Source organism: Caballeronia sordidicola (assembly GCF_002220365.1).
Lineage (GTDB): Bacteria > Pseudomonadota > Gammaproteobacteria > Burkholderiales > Burkholderiaceae > Caballeronia > Caballeronia sordidicola_C.
In genome coordinates, this window is sequence record NZ_MTHB01000298.1 from 1 (window position 1) to 21,718 (window position 21,718).

A 21,718-nucleotide genomic window follows, 5' to 3' on the forward strand; every position below is an offset into this window, starting at 1 on the left:
GAACCTTCGGCACCTTCACGGTGACCGGGCCGATCGCCGTGACAACCTCGCGCTCAGGCAGGTAGCCATTGCGAATCACAGTCCGTCGTCCATCAAGGGTCTTCACGTTGTCGTATCTTTCTAGCAATGCCGCCAATTCTGCCTCGATCGCTTGCTGGACAATCTGCCGCGCGCCCTGTTGAATCAAATCGTCCAGCCCACTGGGCCGTGCTTCCGATTTACCCGCGCTTGTTTCTTCTGTAAGCTTCTTCATTGGTGGTGGATCTCGGTTTGGCTGGTTGTTACTCTAGACAAGCAACATTCTCAGCTAAACCGCCACCGCCTTCAAATCCTTGCCTCACCCCGAACACCACTTTCGACCATAACTCATGCGGCATGAAACGTTATTGCCGACCATGCATCTAAAGGTCCCCGACCTCGATTGCGATCTCGACTACGTGCCGAATGTTGCCAGGGACAATGCAGCCGTTCACACGATGTTGTCCAACTCGTTCGCTTTCGGTGGAACCAATGCGGTACTCGTGCTCCGCGCGGCCAGATAGCGTCGGAAGTGGACAGCGCAACGAACGTCGCAAAAACGCTAGCTGCGCATTGCCGTGAAGCGTCGCTTCGCGCAGCGCTTCAGACGCAATATTCGGGCATAGTCTGCCGTCCTAAAGCCAATCCCAGGTGGCCGGAGACATCGAACCAAAATAATGTCGGTTCCTCAATTTTCTCAAAAATCAGCCACTCGCTGAGGATTGCGGCGAGTTTGTATCGTCCCAGATCTGTTTTCCGTCGTTACGACTTCACGACAATCCGCAGTCGTAACACCGCGGTCGATCAAAGGTGCACCATCGCGCCGCTGAAGAACGGGTCCTTCCTCCATATTACGGTTCTAGACAATACCAAACAGCGAGGGAAAGATGAATGAACGACATAGCCAACACGAGTATCGTGGATTTGAAATTATCATCAGAATCGACAGACTTTATAGTGGATACGACGTCAGCACGGTACATATCGGTCCTGTGACGGCCGAGGCGATCGAATTTCTGAAACCCCTTTCCAGCATGGGCCCCAGCCGCGTCCACGAGAAAGGCGCCGACGCTGAGGACGAAGCTCTGTTCGGTGCTCGTTCAACAGTCGATAGATTGATAGGGCAAGCAACCTGAGCTGAATATACCGGCATCGCGCTCAACGCAGTTGCCAGGTTTGCGGCGCGGCCAACTGGGGTGGCGTTCGCTGTAATCGCGCCACCCAAAGCCGCCCTGTTATGAGAGGCTGCGCGCAAAGAGGGCAGTCGAACTGCCTACTTTCCGGGGTTCAGCATTTTCTCGACGGATGCTTTCACGAGTTTGTCTACCGCGCCGGTCTTCACCTTTGATTGGATAAACTCGTTAAGCACTGCAAGGTCGGCCGGGGAGGTGCTTTTGCGCACTCCGAAGGCCACGTCCTGATGCGCAAGAGGCGGATTTGGGCTGAAGGTCGCAGCCCAGTCCGGATGCGCTTGCGTTAGAAGCATGTTGGTGATGGAAGGGTCGGCGATCATATCGGTCCGTCGAGATAACAACGAAAGCCGGACCTCGTCATCTCCCGGCAGTCGAACAATTTGCGCTTGCTTCAGAATGGGAGTAACTGCCTTGTCTGCTGCGGTCCCTGACATAACAGCGATAGCGACGTCCTTCTTGTCGATGTCGGCCATTGAACGGATGCCCGCGGCAAACTTTGGATTTTTCTTGTTGTACGCAAATGAGACGTTGTAGTCGATTGCAGGCATTGAAAAGCTAATGGCCTCGCGCCGTGCAGGAGTGTCGTTTAGTGCCATCGACAAGTCCCACTTCTCCGACTGCAAACCAGCAACGATGTTGTCCCAGGTTGTATCGACAAATTCGACTTTGACTTTCAGGACATTCTCACCAAAGTCGCGACACAGGTCACTGAAAAAACCGCTGTGCCCACCTGTGATTGGGTCACGCATTACATACGGAGGTGCGACAGCGGCACCACAACGAAGCACGCCAGCTTTCCGTACGGCTTGCCATGTGCTGCCATCATCGGCGTACACCGTTCCGCTGACGAGGGCAGTGGAGAGGAGCGCCGTGAGGGCAAAGATACCGAATTTGCAACGATTTAATCCGAACATATCAGCCTCGGGAAAAGTGGTAACTGCAGTCGACGTATCAGTGTAGAAATTTGAGCCGGACCGGTCGCTCGGTCAATTGATACAGTGCCTTTGAGAAAATGATATTAGTCAGGGAATACTATCTATAAGAAGTACCCTTCCATCGAATCCGACGAATGCTCCCTATGTAATAGGTATCTTCCAGTAGACGGCCGCGCATAGAATCAGCCTCCTGAAAACTCACGTTTGGTAAACCGATTTACTTAGATCTACTTCTGCTGTGCGGTCGCTGCGCATAAAGGTAAGAAAGCTCTCGCGGAACCGTTTGATTTGTTCCAGAGCCAGATTGTCTGCGAGGTCCGGCTCGGCAGAGCGAACTGCTTTGAGCATCATGTCGTGCTGCAGAAGTAGTTGGTCCGCCTCGTGGATCTTCCCCAAGTGCTCGATATGCAGGTTGAACATGCGGCGTCGTTCATCGAGCAGCCTCTCGTAAAAAGCCGCTAGGTAGGGATTGCGGCCCGCGCGCGCGACGGCCATGTTGCAGTTCTTGTTGGAGGCAGAGACAGCCAGATAGTCTTCGCAAGCAATAGTCTCCCGCAGAGCTGCGTTGGCTCGAGCCATCATTGCCAAGTCATCGTCCGTTCTGTTGGCTGCAGCCAGCCTGCTATTCAGCCGGTGTGCGATACCTAGCGCCTCGACGTACTTCGGAAACGCTTCCAAATCGATAGGCGAGACAATTGTGCTTCGATTTGACAGGACGACTGCAAGTCCGTCGCCGACGAGCCGGATGAGGGCTTCGCGTATCGGCGAGCGCGACATCTGAAAGCGCTCAGCCAGAGTGGATTCATCGAGAAGTATCCCTGGCCGTTGAGCAAGATTAAGTATTTCAGCGCGCAACGTGTCGTACACCGTCTTGGTGCTGGTGCCTTTTCCTCTGCGGTCGTCGTCGGTAAGGATTGTGTTCATAACTTGCTCTGGTTTGTCTGGTCGCGGTAGTGGAGCGCGTCGATTTACGACCGATGGCGGTGCTACCCTCCGGCACCTTGATTCCGTGCGTGCAGGGTCGCGGACAGATTTCGGACGGCCACTAGGTATTAGGGCCTAGTCCGATCAATCACTGTGAGGCAGTCTGAGATACGCGCGCTGTTCCACCTCGGGGAAGTAATCGCCGCGCCGTACAAATTTAGTGTGGTCGCGGGTAGCATTCGGATATGTTTCCCAGTCGACAACCTTCCCAATTTGCAATGAGCGCATCAGGAACTGCCTGGTTCGCTGACTGGCGACTACTTTTTTCCGGAGGTCGTCCAAGTTCCACGTTTCCATCAGAAGTGACCTCAGTTCATCGAAGATAGGTTGCGCTTCTGCACTCTCCGCGAGATTGGTGACTTCGCCCGGGTCTGCTTCCAGATTATAAAACTGAGGTGCGTACGCTTCTGAATACACGAGTTTGTACTTGCCCCTCCTGACCATCACGCGGGGCGCCTTTGTGCCCCCGTCGAGATGCTCGGCGAAGACGATGCGCTCGGGGTCATCGTTCTTCATAAGCGGCAGCAGACTACTCCCCTCGTACTCGGTGACAATGGCGTCATGGCTGCCTGTCGCAATTTCGACCAAAGTCGGTAGGACGTCGACCAGAGAAACGGGCGCGCGAACGCGTCCCAGGCCCTTCGAACTTGGGTCATGGAAAAAAAGCGGGACAGAAAGGGCCGGCTGAAAAAGGTTTTTCTTAAACCACAGGCCTCGCTCTCCGACCATATCCCCGTGGTCTGATGTGAAGATTAAAATGGTGTCCTTCGCCATGCCTGTGGCTTCGAGGGCTGCTCGAATCTCTCCCACTTTTTGGTCGATGTAGGAAATCATCGCGTAGTAGCCGCGTCGGGCGCGCCGATAGACCTCATCAGTGACGTTGAACTTGTCCAGACCATAGTGGAAGTACAGCCCCCTGCTGTGAGAGTCCATTTTGTCCAGGTCAATCCTCTGAACACGCGGCTCGTCGATTTCCTCGTCCTTGTACAGATTCCAGAATTCGGGAGTCGATACGTACGGGTCGTGCGGCTGTGTGAATGAGATGGTCATGAACAGAGGACGTCCATCTCCGTATCGCCGCCAATCATAGATTTGCTGGATGGCTCGTCTTGCCACTTCCTCGTCGTAGTCAATCTGCATCGACCGGGCGACAGCGCTAGCGTCGGCGACGGTTTCTACACTGGAAACACCCTGGGTCTTCACATGGTGTTCGGGACGCTCCGGGTCACCCACCTCCTCGTATGTCTTTGGCGTCCAACTAAAGTCGGATGGATATATCTCGGTGGTCAATCGGTCTTCGAAGCCGTGGTGCTGGTCAGGACCGACGAAATGCATCTTGCCCGAGAGACAAGTGTAGTAACCGGCATCTCGTAAATAGTGCGCGAAAGTGGGTACCGAGGCGGGAAACTCCGCCGCGTTGTCATATGCGCCGATTCGCGAAGCCAAACGGCCACTCATAAGAGCGAAGCGCGATGGAGCGCAAAGCGGGTAAGCGCAATTGGCGTTTTCGAACACCGTTCCGTCGGTCGCGAGTTTGTCGAGGTGAGGTGTTTTGCAGACGGTGTTGCCGTACGCGGCAAGTGCGTGCGCTGCAAGCTGGTCGGCCATGATGAAAATTATGTTTGGCTGTTTCATAGCAAATCTGTCCTTACTTCCTACGGGCGTGGCCGCATCTTCATTCGGCAGCGGGGTGGCTATCACGGGCGACACAAATAAAAGAATCAGTCATTGGAACGTCACATACCATTTTGTCGACGAGGAAACGACAAGTAAAGGTTTTTTTGTGGGAAGTGTTTGCTAGAGTAGCGTCGTTTACCCTAATAAACATAAGGAAACGCGATTTTTTTTGGATAAGATTGGCTTTTTGACTCATTGACTTTGTCGAAACCACGGCGACATAATTATTTGTAATGCATACGTTGCTGTATACATTGCCGGAGCGAAGGTGGCTGGCGAAATGGTCAGTGAGGCAGGGTGATTATTAGGGCGCGATCATCACCTTGCGGAGGCGAGGGTACAGAGCGCGAAGCGTGGAGTCGGGAATCCGCGGACGGCACCATCTTGCGAAACGGCGGATACAAAACAACGCATAAGTAATCGTATTCAATAAATTGAGGAATCCTATATGAAAGTCAGTCAGTCTATGGTTGCCGCGTTCGCGTTGCTGACAGCGAACGCGGCCAATGCGCAAAGCAGTGTCACGCTGTATGGGATTGTCGACGCGGGATTTAACTATGTGAGCAACCTCAAGACGGGAGGCGGGGGCCACGCGCTTACTCTGTCAGACGGTCCACCTCAGGCGAGTCGCTTCGGGCTAAAGGGCGCGGAAGATATTGGCGCTGGCAACAACGTTATTTTCCAACTTGAGAATGGCTTCAGCGTCGCAAACGGGAATCTTGGCCAAGGCGGTCGGATGTTTGGTCGCCTAGCCTGGCTGGGCGTGACCGGACAGAACTGGGGCAAGGTCACATTGGGACGCCAGTATGACCCGGTTGTCGACTATTTATATCCCCTAACTGCCTGCGGTACGTACGGCGGTGGCTATATGTGCCATCCGTTTGACAGTGACAACATCGGCAATGACTTCCGTGTTGACAATTCGGTCAAATACACCAGCCCTAACTGGGGCGGCCTCACCTTTGGTACCCTGTATGGGATGAGTAACCAAGCTGGGGGCTTCAAGCAAAATCGTGCGTATAGCATCGGCGGGTCTTATGCCAATGGTCCCCTGTACCTCGGGGCCGCATTCGAGCAGTTGGACAACCCAGGTACTAACGCTGACGGTGCGGTTTCTTCTAATGGTGACGCGCCTTTCGCAGCTGGTCGCCAGCGAATTTTAGGCGCAGGCGGAACTTATGCATTCGGCAGCTTAAAACTGGCTGCCTCGTGGGCCCGCACGGTATTGAACGGGATAACCTCCGGTCCGATCGTGGCGAGCTACCTTCGTCTCGATAACTATGAAGTTAATGCGACGTACACGATAACGCCAAGCGTTTTCCTGTCAGGTGGCTACTTCTTCACAAACGGCAAGCAGAGTGCGGCCACGGGAGACTTGCATCCTAAATGGCATGAATTCAATCTGATGCTGGACTATAGCCTTTCCAAGCGTACTGACGTGTTTGCTATGGCTATCTTCCAGAAAGCCGCGGGAGATTCGACTTTTGCGAGCATTTACGCTATTGGGCCTACCGCAACCGCAGCGCCGGGAAGTGCGCGTCAGACTGTCGTACGGCTTGGTATCCGGCATAAATTTTAATTTGGAACTTTGGGGCGAGGGCTCACGCGGCGGACACTTGGCGTCAGCGGCATTGTCCGTTAATTCCGACCACAGATCGTCGATATCGCCGACGGCCCTTAGCAGGCGCTTGATTTCACGCGTCCGCCTTGCGACGAGCAAGTGCGCGAGATTGCATCACAGGCCGAACCGGCATGCAAGAAGCTCTGTTGGCCCTTTGTTCCTGCCATTTCCCGCCGTCCTACAGAGTTCCGCGATGGCTGCGAGCAGTCGGATGCCAAGCTATCTCGCGAGATTGAACTCCAGCGTTCGCAGTGGTCGCTTCGATTCAATTTCCGCTGACGAGGGCAATTGCCTAGTTGACAGCAGAAATATTGAGTCTTTAGTATGCATACACGGTTGCACACAATCAAATACACAACAGTGTTTTTAGATGTCTTCGAATCTGCGGGATTACCCTTTACCGAGAGGTCACTATGGTCCGGCTGCTGCGTCTTAAGCCCTACGCCCTGCTTTGTTTGGTAGCGGTCGCGTCAATGTCGATCAATATGCAATCTCGCGCCGACGATCAAACCGCATGGCAGACCGTCAAAAAGGCCGGCGTACTGCGTTGCGGAGCCGCGGTAGCGCCTCCGTACGTTATTAGGGACCCGAAGTCCGGGGCGTACAGCGGCTTCTTCTCGAACCTATGCCGTGACTTCGGACAGAACGTACTTAAGGTAAAGGTTGAGTTCGTTGATACCTCTTGGGACAACATCGTCGCGGGGTTGCAGTCAGATAAATGGGACCTGTCACTAGCGCTGAACGACACTCCAGAGCGCGAAAAAGCCGTTTCATTCTCGGCGCCCGCTACCGATTACAACGTCTCCTTTGTGTACAACAAGAACAATCCAAAATTCCCGAAGTCCCCGCAATCGCTTACCGACATCGACAAGTCTGGCTTGACCGTGGCAGTGATGTCAGGCACTTCACAAGACAAAGCCATCTCGGCAGCGCTTAAGCAGGCGCAAATCATGCGCTTGCCCGGTAACGACGAAACACGTCTGGCTCTCATTTCCAAGCGCGCCGACCTGCTCGCGGACGCGAATATTACAAATATGCTTCTTACAGAATCGCATCCGGAATGGGCGGTTGCGTTTCAGCCGACCCCCGCCTTAGCTCAGCAAGAAGTCGCGTTCGGCTTGCGCAAGGAGACGCCCACAGCCGACATCGATGTCCTGAACAAGTACCTCGCTCAGCAGGTTAAAACAGGCGCCGTCAATCGCCTTATCAAGGAGTCGGTGCAATCCATGCTTGTTACCAACAAGTAAATTTCGGGCGCGAGATTCAAGCTGGTTGGGCTCTAGAGCGCGAAAAAACCCTATGGCCCGAGCCGCATTCTCGGTGCGAACTGGTCACCTCTGAAACTATGTCGCGAACGTCTCCGACTGAGCGAATTTTCTAACGCGAGTACTTTGAATGGGTATCCAACCAATAAATTTGGATAACTAACTGGAATAGTGTTTTGTAGGTTTGTCATCGCCTCAATCTCCGTGCCCGTCTTTTTTACGACGATGTTGCGAATGAAGCGGTTGCTCTTCTCGTTATGAGTGTGGGATACATCGGCGTTAGCGGCGATGGGGCTTTCAATATTCGCTTCTATGAGGGCGCGCGCCAGCCATTCAATTGCAAGCATTTCGAACACGCTGAAGACCGACTGGCTTCGATTTTCGATTCTTACATCTGGCGTCCGATACGCGCTTTCCCGGAGAGAAATCTTATGGTGTCACCTCAAACCATGGTCGTTCAGCCAGACACGCAGTCGAACATTCGCGAGACTTCTCCTTCAACCGAGGGCGATTTCGTTCAGTTTCGTGATGTGTACAAGTCCTATGGTGAAAATCTCGTCGTCATGGACCACATGAACCTAAACATGCGAGCCGACGACCGCTTGGTCATCATCGGCCCCAGCGGTAGCGGCAAAAGCTCGCTTCTGCGGGTCATGATGGGGCTCGAAGGGGTTCAGGGCGGCGAGATAGGGTTTCAGGGCAAGCCCTATATCTATGGCGCGAACTCTGGGAGCAGAAAGCGTATCGACGCGAAGCTGCAGAAGCAGATTGGTATGGTGTTTCAGCACTACACCCTGTTTCCGCATCTTTCAGTGCTTGGCAATCTCGTTCTTGCTCCCGTCAAAGTTGGCGGTATCTCGAAAGCGGAAGCCACCGAGCGCGCGCGCTTGTATCTCGCTCGCCTCGGCCTAGAAAGCAAGCTGCATGCGTATCCGAGCCAATTGTCGGGAGGTCAGAAGCAGCGCGTAGCTATCGCTCGCGCCTTGATGCTCGAGCCGAAACTCATGCTATTCGATGAAGTTACATCGGCCCTGGACCCGGAAATGGTCATTGAAGTGCAGAACGTTATGCTTCAGTTGGCCGAACAGAGGATGGCGATGATTATCGTCACTCATGACATGCATTTCGCTCGCGATATCGCGACGCGCGTGGTCTTCTGTGCGAGCGGGAAAATCGTCGAGGAAGGCGCACCTGCTGAGATGTTCAAGTGTCCCAAAGAGGTTCGCACTCGCGAGTTTCTCGAAAAAATTCTTCATCTTGATTGAGGTCGAAGCCATGAACTACCACTTCGACTTCAGCTTTCTATCCGGCAGCCTTAGTGCACTGCTCGGTGGCCTCAGGGTGACCATTGAGCTCGCCATCGCGTCCAATCTCATGGGTCTTGTGCTTGGCTTTCTTCTGTGCCTGCTCGTCATGAGTCGTTGGGCAATTGTACGTTGGCCAGCACAGCTCTTCATTGAATTCTTCCGCTGCACGCCGGCTCTTTTGCAGATTGTCTGGTTTTTCTACTGCATCCCAATGATGCTTGACGTTTTCATAGACCCCATTTCCATGGGTGTACTGGCACTCGGTCTGAATTTGACTGCCTTTAACGCCGAGGCTTATCGAGCCGGCGTACAGGCAGTGCCGAAAGAACATTTGGATGCATCAGTGGCGCTCGGCCTGCGGCCGTGGCAACGTACCGTGTACGTCGTTCTGCCGCAGGCATTGCGTAACGCCACGCCTGTCCTGGTGACGAACGGGATTGGTAGCCTTCAGCAAAGTGCGCTAGTTGCCATCGTCGCGGTAGCGGACCTGATGTACGTCGGCAAGAGCCTGGCGACAGAAGCTTATCGGCCCTTGGAAACCTATTCTATCGTCGCTCTTATCTATTTCGCGCTTTCACTGCTTATCGGGAAATCTGCACGAGTCATCGAGCGTCGCCAAGATGCTGCGGGACACTGAGGAAATGACAATGAATCTGGATTTTTCGGTTGTACTACCGTACTGGTTCGTACTTTTGAAGGGTCTTGGGCTGACCCTTGCATTTACTACCAGTTGCGCCGTCATTGGAAGCATCGGCGGTTTTGTCATGAGCATCCTGCGCATGTCACCATCGCGCTTGATCAAAGCGTTGACGACTTTTTATGTACAGTTTTTTCGAGGCACGCCTCTGCTGATACAACTGTTTTGGGTGTACTTCTGCTTTCCGATTGTTTTCAGGCTGCCGATTCCACCGTACCTGTCGGTCGTTATATCGCTGACACTTTATATGGTGGCCATTACGAGTGAGACCTTCCGTGGTGCGCTCAAGTCTATCTCGGCCGAACAGCATGACGCCTGCATTGCGCTCAGTCTCTCGCCCCATGCAAAGATCCTGTATGTGATTTTCCCGCAGGCGCTGCTGAGAGCAGTTCCTCCGTTGCTATCGAACGTCGTCAGCCTCTTCAAGGAAAGTGCACTCATCTCCTCAGTCGGCGTGGCAGACCTAATGTTTGTAGGAGAAAACATTTCAACTAGTACTGCCCGGCCTGTCGAGTTCCTTACGACCGTCGCGATTATCTACTTCCTTGTCGCTTTCCCGCTGACCCGCTTGGTCGGCGTGGTTGAGTCGCGGATGCTCAGGCGCTATGCCTACTAACCCAACCTTCTATCGCCAATAGCTGGAGAAAACTCATGCAATTTAAAGGTATTTTGCCCGCCCTTGTTACTCCTTTCGACGCGTCCGGCGCGGTCGACCACGACATGCTGGCGTCCATCCTTGAATATCAGCTCAAAGCTGGTGTAAGTGGTTTTGTTCCCCTCGGTTCGACTGGTGAGTACTACGCGTTAACTAATGAAGAGCGTCGTGCTGTCCTAAAGACAGTGCGCGAGGTTGTAGGCACCCGTGGCCACTTGATTGCGGGCGCCAATGGCTCCTGTACCCGTGAGGTAATTGAACAGGTCAAGCAGACGCGTGATGCCGGCTACACCAACGTGCTGATTGCGCCCCCGTACTATGCGTTGCCGTCGCAAGAGGAACTCATTGGCCACTATGAAGCGATTCTGGCTGCAGTGCCAGATGTTGATGTGATGCTTTATAACTATCCGGTTCGCACGAACGTCGAAGTGGGCTATGGGGTGCTCGATGCTTTCAAGGACAATCCGCGAGTCGTGGGCATTAAGGAAAGCGCCGGCAATCTGCTGCGCGCAATTGAAATCGGCGGCAAGTACAAGGACCACTACCAGCTGTCGTGCGGCTCCGATGACCAGGCACTCGATTTCTTCCTTTGGGGCGCGAGCAGTTGGATTTGTGGGCCGGCAAACTGCTTCGCGACACAAGTGGTCGACTTCTACAACAAGTTCTCGGCCGGTGACATCAGGGGGGCGCAAGACGTCATGCGTTCACTGTTCCCTGTCATGGCCAGCATGGAAGCGGGCAAGTTCATCCAGAAGGTCAAGTACGGCTGTGAACTCGCAGGCTTCAAGGTGGGCATCGCGCGTATGCCGTTGCAACCCCTAACAGACGCCGAAAAGGCGGAATTTCGCGCGGTGTTCGAAGCTTCGCAAGCCTGATGGGTCGAGCGCCGGCATCATCGCGCGCCGGCGCAACCGCAACGAGACAAACGAAATGACGAGACACAACTTCAAGTGCATCGAAGGCCATACCGAGGGCATGCCTGTACGAATGGTGATTGACGGCGCTCCCACGCTACTCGGTGCAACGATGAATGACTTTAGAAGTTTTTTCGTCGAGCAGTACGACTGGATACGTCGCTCACTGATGCTGGAGCCTCGAGGTCACTCGCACATGTCCGGCACCATTCTGTATCCGCCGGTAAGCGCGAACGCAGACTTCAGTCTGCTGTTTATTGAGACATCTGGTTGCCTGCCTATGTGCGGGCACGCATCGATTGGGTCGATTTCGTTTGTACTGGAGGCAGGTCTTGTCGTTCCGAAGCGACCGGGAACGGTCGTCGTCGACGTTCCTGCCGGCCAACTCACCGCGCGTTATGAGATGAGCGGCGACATGGTGACCTCTGTCCGGTTCACGAACGTCCCCAGTTTCTTGTTGCACCGCGATGTAGAGGTTGTCCTGCCCCAACTCGGGCGATTGAGCGTCGACATCGCTTATGGCGGAAATTTTTATCCTATCGTGGAAGTTCAGCCCAACTTTCCGGGGTGTGAGCACTTTGCGCCCGAACAGTTGCTTGAGTGGGGCCGCGAGATGCAGGCCCTGGTCAACGACACGATTGAAGTCATGCATCCGGACAATCAGGCAATCCGGGGCGTAAAACATTGCATGTGGACTGGCCACCCAATGAGGGAAGACGCTGACGCACGCGCGGTCGTGATTGCCGGCGAAAGCCTTATTGACCGCTCACCGTGCGGCACCGGTACCTCCGCGAGGGTGGCGCAACGCTTCGCACGCGGGTTGCTGAGAGAGGGCGAGGTGTTTCGGCATCAGAGTCTAATCGGCAGTCGTTTCATCGGGCGGGTCGAATCAACAACTAAACTGGAAAGTGGCATCGACGCCGTGTTCCCCAGCATTGAGGGGCGCGCATGGATAACGGGGCGCGCAGAATACTACGTCGACGAGTCCCAACCCTACGCGCATGGCTTCACCCTGCGGGAGTTTGTCGCTTGAACGCCGTTCATCAAGAGCATATCGCGGGAGCGCGGTCCCCGACTGCGCAAGAAAACGCCACTGTTATCGGCGGGGGCATCGTTGGGGTGTGTTGTGCTCTTTACCTTCAGCGCAACGGATACGTGGTCACATTGATTGACCCCGCCGCGCCGGGCGATAGCACGGCGAAGTGGAGCTGTGGTCAGATGGCCGTGAGTGAAATCATTCCGCTGTCGAAGCCTGGCATCCTGATGAAAGTACCGGGATGGCTTATGGACCAGAAAGGGCCACTAGCTCTACGGCCTAGCGCGCTGCCGAATATTCTGCCGTGGTTCTTCCGCTTCGTCGCATCCGCAAGGCACGCCAAAATCGTTGACATCGCACAATCGATGGCAACACTCACGCGCGACGTCTACACCGACTATGCACCCTTGCTCGCTGTATGTGAAGACAAGGCATTAATGGGCGAGCGTCCCATTCTCGAAGTCTTTGACCATCCTTCTGGTATCGAGAACGAGCAACCGCATCTCGAGCTTCGTCAATCTCTTGGATTCAAGGCTCAACGCCTCAATGCGTCAGAAATTGGCGATCTTGAGCCCGCGCTGGCGGGCCGCTTTGCTCATGGGTTGCTCTTTCCAGACTGGCGCGCGGTTAGTGACACTGAAGGGTTTATTGCCGCGCTCACGAAGAGTTTCATCGACCAGGGCGGCTGTCGGATTCGCACAGAGGCAACAAGTATCGACGAGTCGGCTGGGCGCGCGACAGGGGTGACGCTCGCCAATGGCGAACGCGTCTCCGCCAGCCACGTCGTCGTCGCAGCTGGCACAGGATCGCGACGCTTCTTCAATGCGCTTGGCGTAAGCATCCCGCTGGAAGGGATTGCTGGATATCAGGCGCTACTGCCCAACCCGGGTGTGCAAATTCGGCACTCCGTCATCTACGCAGACGGCGGCTTCTGCTTTAGCCCGATGACGCGAGGCCTGCAGATTGGCGGGACAATCGAATTTGCAGGTCGTGGTGCCAAGCCGAATTTCAAGCGCGCCGACATCATCCTTGAAAAAGCGAAGCGAATCCTGCCTGAGCTTCGCACTGAAAGTTTGGAGTATGGCGTGGGCTATCGTCCATTCCTGCCAGATACGAAACCGGTCATCGACCGCTCGCGACGACTGCCGAACGTGTTCATGGCGTTGGGCCATGGACAACTAGGGCTCACGCTTGGCGCCACCACGGGACGCCTTATCGGCGATATGGTCGCGGGGCGTCCGACGAAACAGGACCTAAAGCCGTTCAGCGCTTACCGATTTGCCTGATATAGAGAGAACTCATGAAATCGTATGACCAACTTTTCATCAATGGCCGCTGGGTTGCACCTGTTAAAGGTGGAGTCTTTGAGACTGTCGACCCGAGTAACGAAACAGTTCTCGCGAAAGTTGCTGCCGCGACGGCAGAAGACATCGACCTTGCTGTAAAGGCGGCACGGTGTGCATTTGATAATGGCCCGTGGCCGCGCATGAGCGGTGCCGAGCGTGGTGCAGTTTTGCGCAGAATCGCCAAGGGCATCCGCGACCGTCTGCCCGAACTCGCAGAGATTGAGGTGCGTGATAACGGCAAGCCCTTGCCCGAAGCCCTATGGGACCTTGGCGATGCAGCTGGCTGCTTTGAGTTCTATGCCGGTCTCGCGGAACAGCTGGACGAAAACGCTGAACAGCCCGTGACGCTTTCGGATGACCGCTTTAGTTCAGTGGCGAGAAAAGAGCCCGTCGGTGTGGCTGGCGCCATTATTCCGTGGAACTTTCCGATGCTGATGGCGGCCTGGAAAATTGCGCCCGCGCTTGCTGCTGGATGTACGATGGTATTGAAGCCCTCAGAGCTCACACCGCTGAGCGCCCTTGAGCTAGCCGACATCGCCAGCAAAGCAGACTTGCCGCCGGGTGTGCTGAATGTCGTGACCGGCTTGGGTAAAGATGCGGGCGCCCCGCTGAGCGAACACACCGGCATCGACAAGCTCGCGTTCACCGGTAGCGTACCGACCGGCAGCCGCATCATGCAGGCCGCGGCACGCGACATCAAGAATATCAGCCTTGAACTCGGTGGGAAGTCGCCATTCGTGGTATTCGATGACAGCGATGTCGAAGCGGCCGTCGAATGGATTATGTTCGGCATTTTCTGGAACCAGGGCGAAGTGTGTTCCGCAACGTCCAGGGTTCTCGTTCAGCGCGGCATTTATGAACGCCTGCTCGAGCGACTCGAACAGGAGACGCGCAAAATCACGATAGGCAACGGTCTCGACGAAGGCGTAATGCTAGGGCCTCTGGTTAGCCGCGGACAGTATGAAAAGGTTCTGGAGGCAGTCGCGCGTGGGAAGGAGGAAGGTGCACGCCTGGTCACGGGCGGAAATCGCCCGGCAAATCTCAACAAGGGGTACTTCATGGAGCCCGTGGTGTTTGCTGACGTGCCCGAGGACAGCTGGATTTGGCGGGAGGAAATTTTCGGTCCCGTCGTATGCATCCGTCCCTTCGATGACGAAGCTGATGCGGTGCGCTCGGCAAACGACTCCCGCTTTGGTCTTGCGGCAGCTGTGATGTCAGGAGACCTTGAGCGATGCGAACGAGTGGCGCGCGCGTTCCGGGCGGGTATCGTGTGGATTAACTGTTCGCAACCTACTTTCACCGAGGCGCCGTGGGGCGGGTACAAGCAAAGCGGTATCGGACGGGAGCTGGGAGAGTGGGGTTTGAACAATTACCTCGAAACCAAGCAGATTACTCGCTACGAAAGCGAGAAGCCGTGGGGCTGGTACATCAAATAAGGTTGGACAATCATGCGCTGGACGAAGACGTTGCAGTTAGTGGATGTGCATTGCGAAGGTGAAATCGGGAAGGTTATTACCGCGGGCGTCATTGATGTCCCCGGAAAGACCATGCTCGACAAGATGAACCATATCAACGAGGTCGACGACAGCCTTCGACGGCTGGTGGTTCTTGAGCCGCGGGGCTGCGTGCAAATGTCCGTCAATCTCCTGCTTCCGCCAACGCGTCCAGAAGCTGACGCTGGTTTCATCGTGCTGCAAGCCGACAAAGCGCATCCCATGTCAGGCAGCAATTGCATTTGCGTGGTCACCGCGCTGCTGGAACTCGGCGTGGTGACGATGGAGGAGCCGGAGACCACCGTGGTGCTGGATACGCCAGCGGGACTCGTGACGGCCCGCGCCACATGTCGAGACGGGCGTTGTGTCGGCGTTTCGCTGGATATGGTGCCCGCTTTCGTTGAGTACCTTGACTTTGAATTTGAGACCGCAGAGTTCGGCAAAATCAAGGCGGACATCGCTTTCGGGGGCGTCTACTATGCACTTATCGACGTGGACCAGGTTGGCCTGAGAATAGCGCCAGAAAACGCACGCCAGCTAGCCGAATCTGGCGTCAAGCTGAAGGATGTAATCAATCAGCGGGTTCGTGTGCAGCACCCGCTGTACCCGCAGATTAACGACGTCGCGTATGTCATGTTTCGAAATCGTCTGAGCGACGAGCTGTATCAGACCTGCACAACTTTGCCTCCCGGACGCGTCGACCGGTCTCCTTGCGGGACCGGCAGTTCAGCAAATCTGGCAACTTTGGCCGCACGAGGGCGTGTCGACGTGGGCGACCGCCTTACTTCGCGCTCCATCATCGGAGGAGAGTTTGGGGTCGAATTGCTGGGTCGAACCGAAGTGGCGGGCAAGGCTGCGGTGTTACCCCGCATTCAGGGTCGCGCATGGATTTACGGCATCCAGCAGCTTGGAGTCGACCCGGATGACCCGCTGGCCATGGGCTTCATGTTGAGCGACACATGGGGCTCCGGATTTCCCAAAACTTGAAGGCGGGCGCGCAATGGTAAACTTGAAAGTGCGCCCGTCCTTTCAGGCCCGTAACGGAGGCGACGAGACAATGAGCAAAGACATGCCGGAGACCGGAGCAGGCACCCGTCGGCACGGTGGGCGATATATTTATGAGGAACTGCGCAAGCAGATACTTACGCTCAAGCTCAAGCCCGGCGCCCAGTTGGACGAGGTCTCATTGGCAGCCCAGTTCGGACTGTCGCGCTCACCTGTCCGGGATGCGCTTGCGCGACTCAGCAGCGAAGGGTTGGTTACGATTTTGCCGAACCGGACAACACTCGTCACTCCGTTCGAAATTGAGGAGTTTCCGAAATATATTTCGGCCCTCGACCTCATTCAGCGGGCAGTGAGCCGACTGGCTGCCACGCAGCACACCGTGTCAGATTTAGCCCGCATTCGGAAGGCTGATGTCGCCTACCTGGAGGCGGTCAGCAGCGGAGACTTCCAGGCGATGTCCGAGACGAACAAGGCGCTGCACATGGCTATAGCCCATGCAGCAAGTAATCCTTACTTCGTTGGGTACTACGAGCGGCTTCTCGGCGAGGGGCAACGCCTGCTTCACCTTCACTTCGACTTTACCCTTAGCTCGCCGACTGCAACGAAGCTTGGGCGCGACCACGACGAGTTGATTGATGCAATAGCACGACGCGACGCCGATGCTGCCGAGAAAGCCGCCCATGAACACACCATGCTCTTTCAGAAGCGGTTCCTCGACTATATGAGACAAAATTTGACGGAGTCGGTGGCAATATTCTGATCCATCCCTGACGTCAAGACACATTTGGCATTACAGAGCAGGTCAATCCAGTATGGCGCCTCCTTGGACGGGCCGCTGTTCGGGTGGCAATCCAGCAAGACTACAACCTACCTCCACGCGGTCGCGCGCCTCGCAACGACGGCTAAACAGCCGGCGCAGACGCGCGCGGCCAGCCTCGATATGACAGAAAAGCGAAAGGTTTATGGCCGCGACCGTACTGCATTCATCAGCTCCGAAGGCTCGACCCTTACCCAGGTTACGATAGGCGAATCCACAGACAAAGGCGGCGCATTTCAATAGCTATCGACGCCCAATTCTTATCGCAAGTTTCGGCCCGCCTACGCGAGATTTGTCCTGTATCCTTTAACCTCGCAGTCGTAGAACGTTGCGCATTGTCCAGTTAGCGGATTAGCGCCCGACTATTCATCGCTGGCTAGCTGTTTAACGCAATATAAGCGACATTACGAGACTCGTTTTGTTTGGGCGAACAGGCCACTTATTTATGGATTAACGCAACCATGGATAGCCGCATCTCATTTCAAAATCTGTGCGAACATCAAAACTTGAGCTCAGTGTTCGACTTAATGAGCGAGTTACGGCCGAAACTTGACAATGAGGGCGCGTTTGCATCGCAAATTGAGGTCCAGCGGCAACAAGGCTACGCATTGTTGGGCGCTTACGATGACAGCACGTTGATTGCTCTCGCTGGATATAGGATACAGACTAACTTTCTCTATGGCCGCTTCGCCTACGTCGAGGATCTTGTGGTTTCGGCCCGTTTAATTCGCACGGGAATCGGCCGCGAGGTGCTTGATGCTGTCAAAGAGATTGCGAGCGAGCGCGGTTGCACGCACCTTGTACTTGACACAGCCCTTCAAAAAACACAAGCGCAGCTGTTCTATCGGAGCAATGGTTTTGTCGAAACGGGGCTGCACTTTGCTCGGGCTTTAATAACTGAAAGAAATTAGTAATGGTGATGCAATTCCCTGATCTCGGCATGGGGCTCCTTTGTGTTTCAAGCGGAGGCGATTTAAGTTATTCGCAATAACCGGCACCCGTCCACTACTCCGCGGGCCTCTTGGGTAAGCCGCGTACCCGAAGGTTTGTTGTGCTGAGTGGCGTTGCTTTTCTAATATCAATATTGCTTGCTGTTATCTTCTTCCCTTTCCAAGCGGATGCGAGAAACATCGTAATATGTAAAACGAGGCAATCTGCTATTAATGCGACTGCAGTTCAAAATTGTGTAAGCGCGGGTTTGCTAATCTGACAACTATCATCGTGTAACGAAATATCGCAAAACTAAAGTTATTTCTCCAACTACTATTTGAGGGATCTATCATGAGTAATCGAATTGACTATGCAACGGTATCTCCGGAAGGATACAAGGCATTCGGAAAAGTGCCGGCCTACTTGTACACCTGCGGACTTCCGCATGAATTAGTCGACCTGGTCAATCTTCGGGTGTCGCAGATAAACGGATGCGCTTATTGCATAGATAAGCATTCCCGCGACCTGATCAAACGGGGCGTAACAGTGGACAAACTAGTCCTGGTTCCGGTATGGAATGAGGCCGGAGCGGTATTCGACACTCGCGAACGCGCAGCGCTGGAGTGGGCCGAAATTGTTACGAGACTTGGCGAGACTGGCGTATCAGACGCTAAATACGACGCTGTTACGTCCGTATTTGATGATAAGGAAGTTTCAGATTTGACATACGCGATCGCGCTGATGAACGCGTTCAATCGCCTTAGCATCAGTTTTCGTAATAAACCAGCTGCCGCCGTTGAGGTTTGAGTGCCCAGGCGTCGTACATTTTCGACGCAGCAGTGCCACCGTTTTTTGTGTATTGTTACCGCCCCCTTCAGAGAGCACTTATGGTTTGATTTCTCTCGGATAAAGGCCGGCCTTTTGCCGGAAGCTGCCCCTGGTCAATAGAGAGGGACTGACAGCGCGGACAATAGAGGCGACTTCGATCTTGGCGAGCAGCATCAAGCAATTGTCCGTTGCACAGCAGCGTCAACGGACAATTTCTTTCCGGCGCCCCTGACCCGCAACGAGTCGCCTTCCCAATAGCCGGAGGGGAGGGAAGAGGAGGGGAGAGGACAGGATTCGGTCTTGGTGGCCACGCGCAGACTGCCCGCCTAGGATATATCTGCTTGCGTCGATCTGTGCCCGTGTGGGCAGCATGCGCATACTGTGGCCATGGCGTGGGTAGGCTATGAGATGGCGGCGAGCGTCGACAGGTAGGCCGTCCGTTCCAACCCAACTCGGCACAGTCATACGAGCAAAACGTAAGCGATAGTTCACGTACGCCATGAGCTGGCTTCCTTCTGCCAACCTGTGGCCAGCAATCCGATACCCAATTTAATTTCTTCTAACGATGTTCTGCCAAAGCCAAAAACCAGTATGTCGGCGGCACGTCCCGTCGTCGAAAATTCTCGTGCCTGATATATGCCGACGCCGTTTGCATCCGCTATCCGGCAGAGTGCCTGGGCATCGTAGCCATGTATCACCCTCGCGGAAATATGGAGACCGCATGAGGATTCCAAGGGGATCAGCCAGTTACGCAGAAGCCGCCGGATGTCTTCAAGAAGAGTTGCGCGGCGCTTCGCATACTCCGTACGCATGCGTTTCAGATGAGAAGCAAATTCTCCACTTACCATGAGCTGCAGCAAGGTGTTTTGAACATGGGTGGATGTCTGTCGGTCTACAGCCCATTTCGCCATACGAACCTTTTCACCTAGCCAAGGGGGTGAAACGATAAAGCCTGCACGGAAGGCAGGCGCAAGAGTTTTGGACAGTGAGCCCACGTAAATAATCCGATCATCCTTATCCATTGATTGCAGACAAGGAGGCGGCATTGCGCCGTAGTAAAATTCGCAATCGTAGTCGTCTTCGACGATAACGAAATTATTTGCTGCGGCTCGGGCCAGTAGCTCATGCCGCCGCTCCATCGACAGCGATACTCCCAAGGGAAATTGATGGTTTGGTGTGCAGTACACCGCGGAGATTCCCGCAGGAATATCCGCGACCTTGATGCCGTTCTCGTCCACCTGCAGAGGGACCAAATCCGCGCCGCACAGCCGCGCGATGTCCGCGACAACAGGATAGCCCGGATCCTCAACGGCAATTGACGTCGCCGGACCGAGCAGCAGTCTCGACAGAATATCGAGAGACTGGCGAGTGCCGGTGGTAATGACAATGTTCGACGAAGTGCATCGAACGGATCGTGATTGTCGGAGGTACGCGGCAATGCGCTCGCGAAGGCGAAGGTCTCCCTCCGGCTGATTGTACTTGGAGAGCAGGCCCGGCTCTAAGTCGGAAGGCCAGCGCGCCAAACGTCTCGGTCGTAATAAATTCTCGGCATCCCGTGAAACCTCACCCGGACGAAAATCGCAATGCGCATGCCTATCGCTCAGCAACATCATTGTTGGCGGAAGCCGATCTGACCATTGTGACAACTGGGGCCGCTTCGAGGGGTTTGACGGCGTAATTTTGTTAGGAGGCAGCGCGTCTCGCACATATAGACCCGAACCCGAACGAGCCTCGAGCCAACCTTCAACGATCAACGACGCAGTCGCTTCCCTGATTGTATTACGAGACACCCCTAGCTCGAGCGCCCACGTTCTGGACGCAGGGAAGCGCTGTCCTGGCTCTAAGCGCCCCTCGGCTAATGCATTGTAAATCCCTTTGTACACCTGCTGCTGAATCGAGCCTACTCCATCCAAACGAATTAAAAAATCGACCAAAGTGTCTCTTCCTCTTACAGCGTCGTGGGACGAGAAATTAATACTTAAACTAACGCCTTGACCCAATTTATATCGGCATTTTCGGCCCACTCGTGAAGTGTCGCTGTCTTATGCTCAGAGCCCGCATCGGAATCACCGCGCGACTATCGAGCCTGCGTCATCCGGACATTCCAGAGCAACGACATGAATTCTACTGTTCTTCAAAGTAATCGGACCTTTCAGTCCTTTGCCATATTGCCTGCGGACTCCAACTGTAATGCTAACGCATGGTGTTCGCATTGAGCGAGCGAATAAAATCTGCTGGCTCTTGATCACTGCTAGCACAGTATGGACTACAGTTGTCGTATTGGGCATGCTAGGTGTTCGGGTTTAACGACTACCTTTTGCACCTCAGCGCCGGCAGTCGACTGGAAATCGTTAATTACCTTTTCCGTTCATGTTGTTTGATGGAAAATGTTGCTCCAGCGCCGTTGTCACATCGATGCTGTTTGCCAGAGAGGGTGGCGCTGTGCAGCGCGCCACCCTCTATCGCTCGGGATCCCTCAAGCGGTTTAATCGTCATACGTCAATGCGTCAATGCGTCACCGCGGCGATCGAGGCTAACCGCTGGAGCATATCGTCGGCGCCTCCCCGCTCAGCCGCTTTTCCGGTCGCTCCGCAGTGATCGCTGGATCTAATTCCAGCTATTTAAATTTCGCCCCAGCGGTGCTAACCGCGGGAGCGGGTAGTCCAATCCACCCAAGTTAAGCGCAGCTGCCGCGCCGGAACTCAATCGAGTTAAAAAGCGCTTGACGTGAAGCCAACTTCGCGCGGCCGCCACCCTGCTGGCGTCTTTTTAGACGCCAGCAGGGTGGCGGCCAATGAGGATCTTTTTGATCTTCGTTGGCCCCATGTCTCTTCCCACTCTGTTTGCCGATCTCGCCGCCCATATTCAGACTCAACAGTTTCGTCACCTTGCTTGCGATCCCGAGCATCCCACGGCGTTCCAACGTCGTCGCAAATTGCCCTTGCCGGCACTGATCGCATTGATGCTCACCGGCATGCGCAAGAGCGTCCAGACCGA

General features: G+C 54.8%; 19 protein-coding genes. 14 read left to right on the forward strand and 5 right to left on the reverse strand.

What is annotated here, in order from left to right:
- Positions 1 to 253: transposase (locus BSU04_RS43265; RefSeq protein WP_179258632.1), on the reverse strand; the 253-nt coding region annotated here is incomplete at its 3' end.
- 652 nt (positions 254 to 905) lie between these two features.
- Between BSU04_RS43265 and BSU04_RS43270 the strand changes: the two genes are divergently transcribed.
- Positions 906 to 1,154, forward strand: coding sequence for a hypothetical protein (locus tag BSU04_RS43270; protein WP_089166309.1), 249 nt, complete (start codon positions 906 to 908; stop codon positions 1,152 to 1,154).
- 137 nt (positions 1,155 to 1,291) lie between these two features.
- On the opposite strand, the gene BSU04_RS43275 is transcribed toward BSU04_RS43270, so the two are convergent.
- The 3 genes from BSU04_RS43275 to betC form a co-directional block, all read right to left on the reverse strand.
- The gene (locus BSU04_RS43275) at positions 1,292 to 2,125 is read right to left on the reverse strand and encodes a substrate-binding periplasmic protein (RefSeq protein ID WP_089166310.1); all 834 of its coding nucleotides are present in this window, start codon (positions 2,123 to 2,125) and stop codon (positions 1,292 to 1,294) included.
- Positions 2,126 to 2,344: 219 nt separating this feature from the next.
- Positions 2,345 to 3,070 (reverse strand): GntR family transcriptional regulator, encoded by a 726-nt coding sequence (locus BSU04_RS43280; RefSeq protein WP_089166311.1) that lies wholly within the window; start codon positions 3,068 to 3,070, stop codon positions 2,345 to 2,347.
- Between the two features lie 144 nt (positions 3,071 to 3,214).
- The gene (gene betC / locus BSU04_RS43285) at positions 3,215 to 4,765 is read right to left on the reverse strand and encodes a choline-sulfatase (protein ID WP_089166312.1); all 1,551 of its coding nucleotides are present in this window, start codon (positions 4,763 to 4,765) and stop codon (positions 3,215 to 3,217) included.
- A gap of 490 nt (positions 4,766 to 5,255) precedes the next feature.
- On the opposite strand from betC, the gene BSU04_RS43290 reads away from it, so the two are divergent.
- From BSU04_RS43290 to BSU04_RS43355, 13 genes are all read left to right on the forward strand, one after another.
- Positions 5,256 to 6,386 carry a porin gene (locus tag BSU04_RS43290; RefSeq protein WP_089166313.1) on the forward strand — a complete coding sequence of 377 codons (1,131 nt, stop codon included), beginning with the start codon at positions 5,256 to 5,258 and terminating at the stop codon, positions 6,384 to 6,386.
- Between the two features lie 455 nt (positions 6,387 to 6,841).
- Positions 6,842 to 7,675, forward strand: a complete 834-nt coding sequence (locus tag BSU04_RS43295) for a substrate-binding periplasmic protein (protein ID WP_089166314.1) — start codon at positions 6,842 to 6,844, stop codon at positions 7,673 to 7,675.
- Positions 7,676 to 8,124: 449 nt separating this feature from the next.
- The gene (locus BSU04_RS43300) at positions 8,125 to 8,958 is read left to right on the forward strand and encodes an amino acid ABC transporter ATP-binding protein (RefSeq protein WP_089166326.1); all 834 of its coding nucleotides are present in this window, start codon (positions 8,125 to 8,127) and stop codon (positions 8,956 to 8,958) included.
- Between the two features lie 10 nt (positions 8,959 to 8,968).
- Positions 8,969 to 9,637: an amino acid ABC transporter permease gene (locus tag BSU04_RS43305; RefSeq protein ID WP_089166315.1), complete on the forward strand. Its 669-nt coding sequence runs from the start codon at positions 8,969 to 8,971 to the stop codon at positions 9,635 to 9,637.
- Between the two features lie 10 nt (positions 9,638 to 9,647).
- Positions 9,648 to 10,313: an amino acid ABC transporter permease gene (locus tag BSU04_RS43310; RefSeq protein WP_089166327.1), complete on the forward strand. Its 666-nt coding sequence runs from the start codon at positions 9,648 to 9,650 to the stop codon at positions 10,311 to 10,313.
- 35 nt (positions 10,314 to 10,348) lie between these two features.
- Positions 10,349 to 11,227, forward strand: coding sequence for a dihydrodipicolinate synthase family protein (locus BSU04_RS43315; RefSeq protein ID WP_089166316.1), 879 nt, complete (start codon positions 10,349 to 10,351; stop codon positions 11,225 to 11,227).
- Between the two features lie 55 nt (positions 11,228 to 11,282).
- On the forward strand, positions 11,283 to 12,299 hold the full coding sequence (locus tag BSU04_RS43320) for a 4-hydroxyproline epimerase (protein ID WP_089166317.1): 1,017 nt from the start codon (positions 11,283 to 11,285) through the stop codon (positions 12,297 to 12,299).
- Positions 12,215 to 13,588 carry an NAD(P)/FAD-dependent oxidoreductase gene (locus tag BSU04_RS43325; RefSeq protein WP_089166318.1) on the forward strand — a complete coding sequence of 458 codons (1,374 nt, stop codon included), beginning with the start codon at positions 12,215 to 12,217 and terminating at the stop codon, positions 13,586 to 13,588. The genes BSU04_RS43320 and BSU04_RS43325 overlap by 85 nt, the downstream gene beginning before the upstream one ends.
- A gap of 14 nt (positions 13,589 to 13,602) precedes the next feature.
- Positions 13,603 to 15,084 carry an aldehyde dehydrogenase family protein gene (locus BSU04_RS43330; protein WP_089166319.1) on the forward strand — a complete coding sequence of 494 codons (1,482 nt, stop codon included), beginning with the start codon at positions 13,603 to 13,605 and terminating at the stop codon, positions 15,082 to 15,084.
- 12 nt (positions 15,085 to 15,096) lie between these two features.
- On the forward strand, positions 15,097 to 16,128 hold the full coding sequence (locus BSU04_RS43335) for a proline racemase family protein (protein WP_089166320.1): 1,032 nt from the start codon (positions 15,097 to 15,099) through the stop codon (positions 16,126 to 16,128).
- A 70-nt stretch (positions 16,129 to 16,198) separates the two neighbouring features.
- A complete protein-coding gene (locus BSU04_RS43340; protein ID WP_179258633.1) occupies positions 16,199 to 16,906 on the forward strand; it encodes a GntR family transcriptional regulator in 708 nt (235 codons plus the stop codon).
- A gap of 518 nt (positions 16,907 to 17,424) precedes the next feature.
- Positions 17,425 to 17,874: a GNAT family N-acetyltransferase gene (locus tag BSU04_RS43350; RefSeq protein ID WP_089166322.1), complete on the forward strand. Its 450-nt coding sequence runs from the start codon at positions 17,425 to 17,427 to the stop codon at positions 17,872 to 17,874.
- Between the two features lie 370 nt (positions 17,875 to 18,244).
- On the forward strand, positions 18,245 to 18,700 hold the full coding sequence (locus BSU04_RS43355) for a carboxymuconolactone decarboxylase family protein (RefSeq protein WP_089166323.1): 456 nt from the start codon (positions 18,245 to 18,247) through the stop codon (positions 18,698 to 18,700).
- A 509-nt stretch (positions 18,701 to 19,209) separates the two neighbouring features.
- On the opposite strand, the gene pdxR is transcribed toward BSU04_RS43355, so the two are convergent.
- Positions 19,210 to 20,655, reverse strand: coding sequence for a MocR-like pyridoxine biosynthesis transcription factor PdxR (gene pdxR, locus BSU04_RS43360; protein ID WP_179258634.1), 1,446 nt, complete (start codon positions 20,653 to 20,655; stop codon positions 19,210 to 19,212).
- Positions 20,656 to 21,718: the final 1,063 nt, after the last annotated feature.

Excerpts from the sequence above, each read along its gene's own strand:
- BSU04_RS43270 (WP_089166309.1), top strand. The coding sequence starts at position 906 with ATGAATGAACGACATAGCCAACACGAGTATCGTGGATTTGAAATTATC.
- BSU04_RS43275 (WP_089166310.1), bottom strand. The coding sequence starts at position 2,125 with ATGTTCGGATTAAATCGTTGCAAATTCGGTATCTTTGCCCTCACGGCG.
- BSU04_RS43280 (WP_089166311.1), bottom strand. The coding sequence starts at position 3,070 with ATGAACACAATCCTTACCGACGACGACCGCAGAGGAAAAGGCACCAGC.
- betC (WP_089166312.1), bottom strand. The coding sequence starts at position 4,765 with ATGAAACAGCCAAACATAATTTTCATCATGGCCGACCAGCTTGCAGCG.
- BSU04_RS43290 (WP_089166313.1), top strand. The coding sequence starts at position 5,256 with ATGAAAGTCAGTCAGTCTATGGTTGCCGCGTTCGCGTTGCTGACAGCG.
- BSU04_RS43295 (WP_089166314.1), top strand. The coding sequence starts at position 6,842 with ATGGTCCGGCTGCTGCGTCTTAAGCCCTACGCCCTGCTTTGTTTGGTA.
- BSU04_RS43300 (WP_089166326.1), top strand. The coding sequence starts at position 8,125 with ATGGTGTCACCTCAAACCATGGTCGTTCAGCCAGACACGCAGTCGAAC.
- BSU04_RS43305 (WP_089166315.1), top strand. The coding sequence starts at position 8,969 with ATGAACTACCACTTCGACTTCAGCTTTCTATCCGGCAGCCTTAGTGCA.
- BSU04_RS43310 (WP_089166327.1), top strand. The coding sequence starts at position 9,648 with ATGAATCTGGATTTTTCGGTTGTACTACCGTACTGGTTCGTACTTTTG.
- BSU04_RS43315 (WP_089166316.1), top strand. The coding sequence starts at position 10,349 with ATGCAATTTAAAGGTATTTTGCCCGCCCTTGTTACTCCTTTCGACGCG.
- BSU04_RS43320 (WP_089166317.1), top strand. The coding sequence starts at position 11,283 with ATGACGAGACACAACTTCAAGTGCATCGAAGGCCATACCGAGGGCATG.
- BSU04_RS43325 (WP_089166318.1), top strand. The coding sequence starts at position 12,215 with ATGGATAACGGGGCGCGCAGAATACTACGTCGACGAGTCCCAACCCTA.
- BSU04_RS43330 (WP_089166319.1), top strand. The coding sequence starts at position 13,603 with ATGAAATCGTATGACCAACTTTTCATCAATGGCCGCTGGGTTGCACCT.
- BSU04_RS43335 (WP_089166320.1), top strand. The coding sequence starts at position 15,097 with ATGCGCTGGACGAAGACGTTGCAGTTAGTGGATGTGCATTGCGAAGGT.
- BSU04_RS43340 (WP_179258633.1), top strand. The coding sequence starts at position 16,199 with ATGAGCAAAGACATGCCGGAGACCGGAGCAGGCACCCGTCGGCACGGT.
- BSU04_RS43350 (WP_089166322.1), top strand. The coding sequence starts at position 17,425 with ATGGATAGCCGCATCTCATTTCAAAATCTGTGCGAACATCAAAACTTG.
- BSU04_RS43355 (WP_089166323.1), top strand. The coding sequence starts at position 18,245 with ATGAGTAATCGAATTGACTATGCAACGGTATCTCCGGAAGGATACAAG.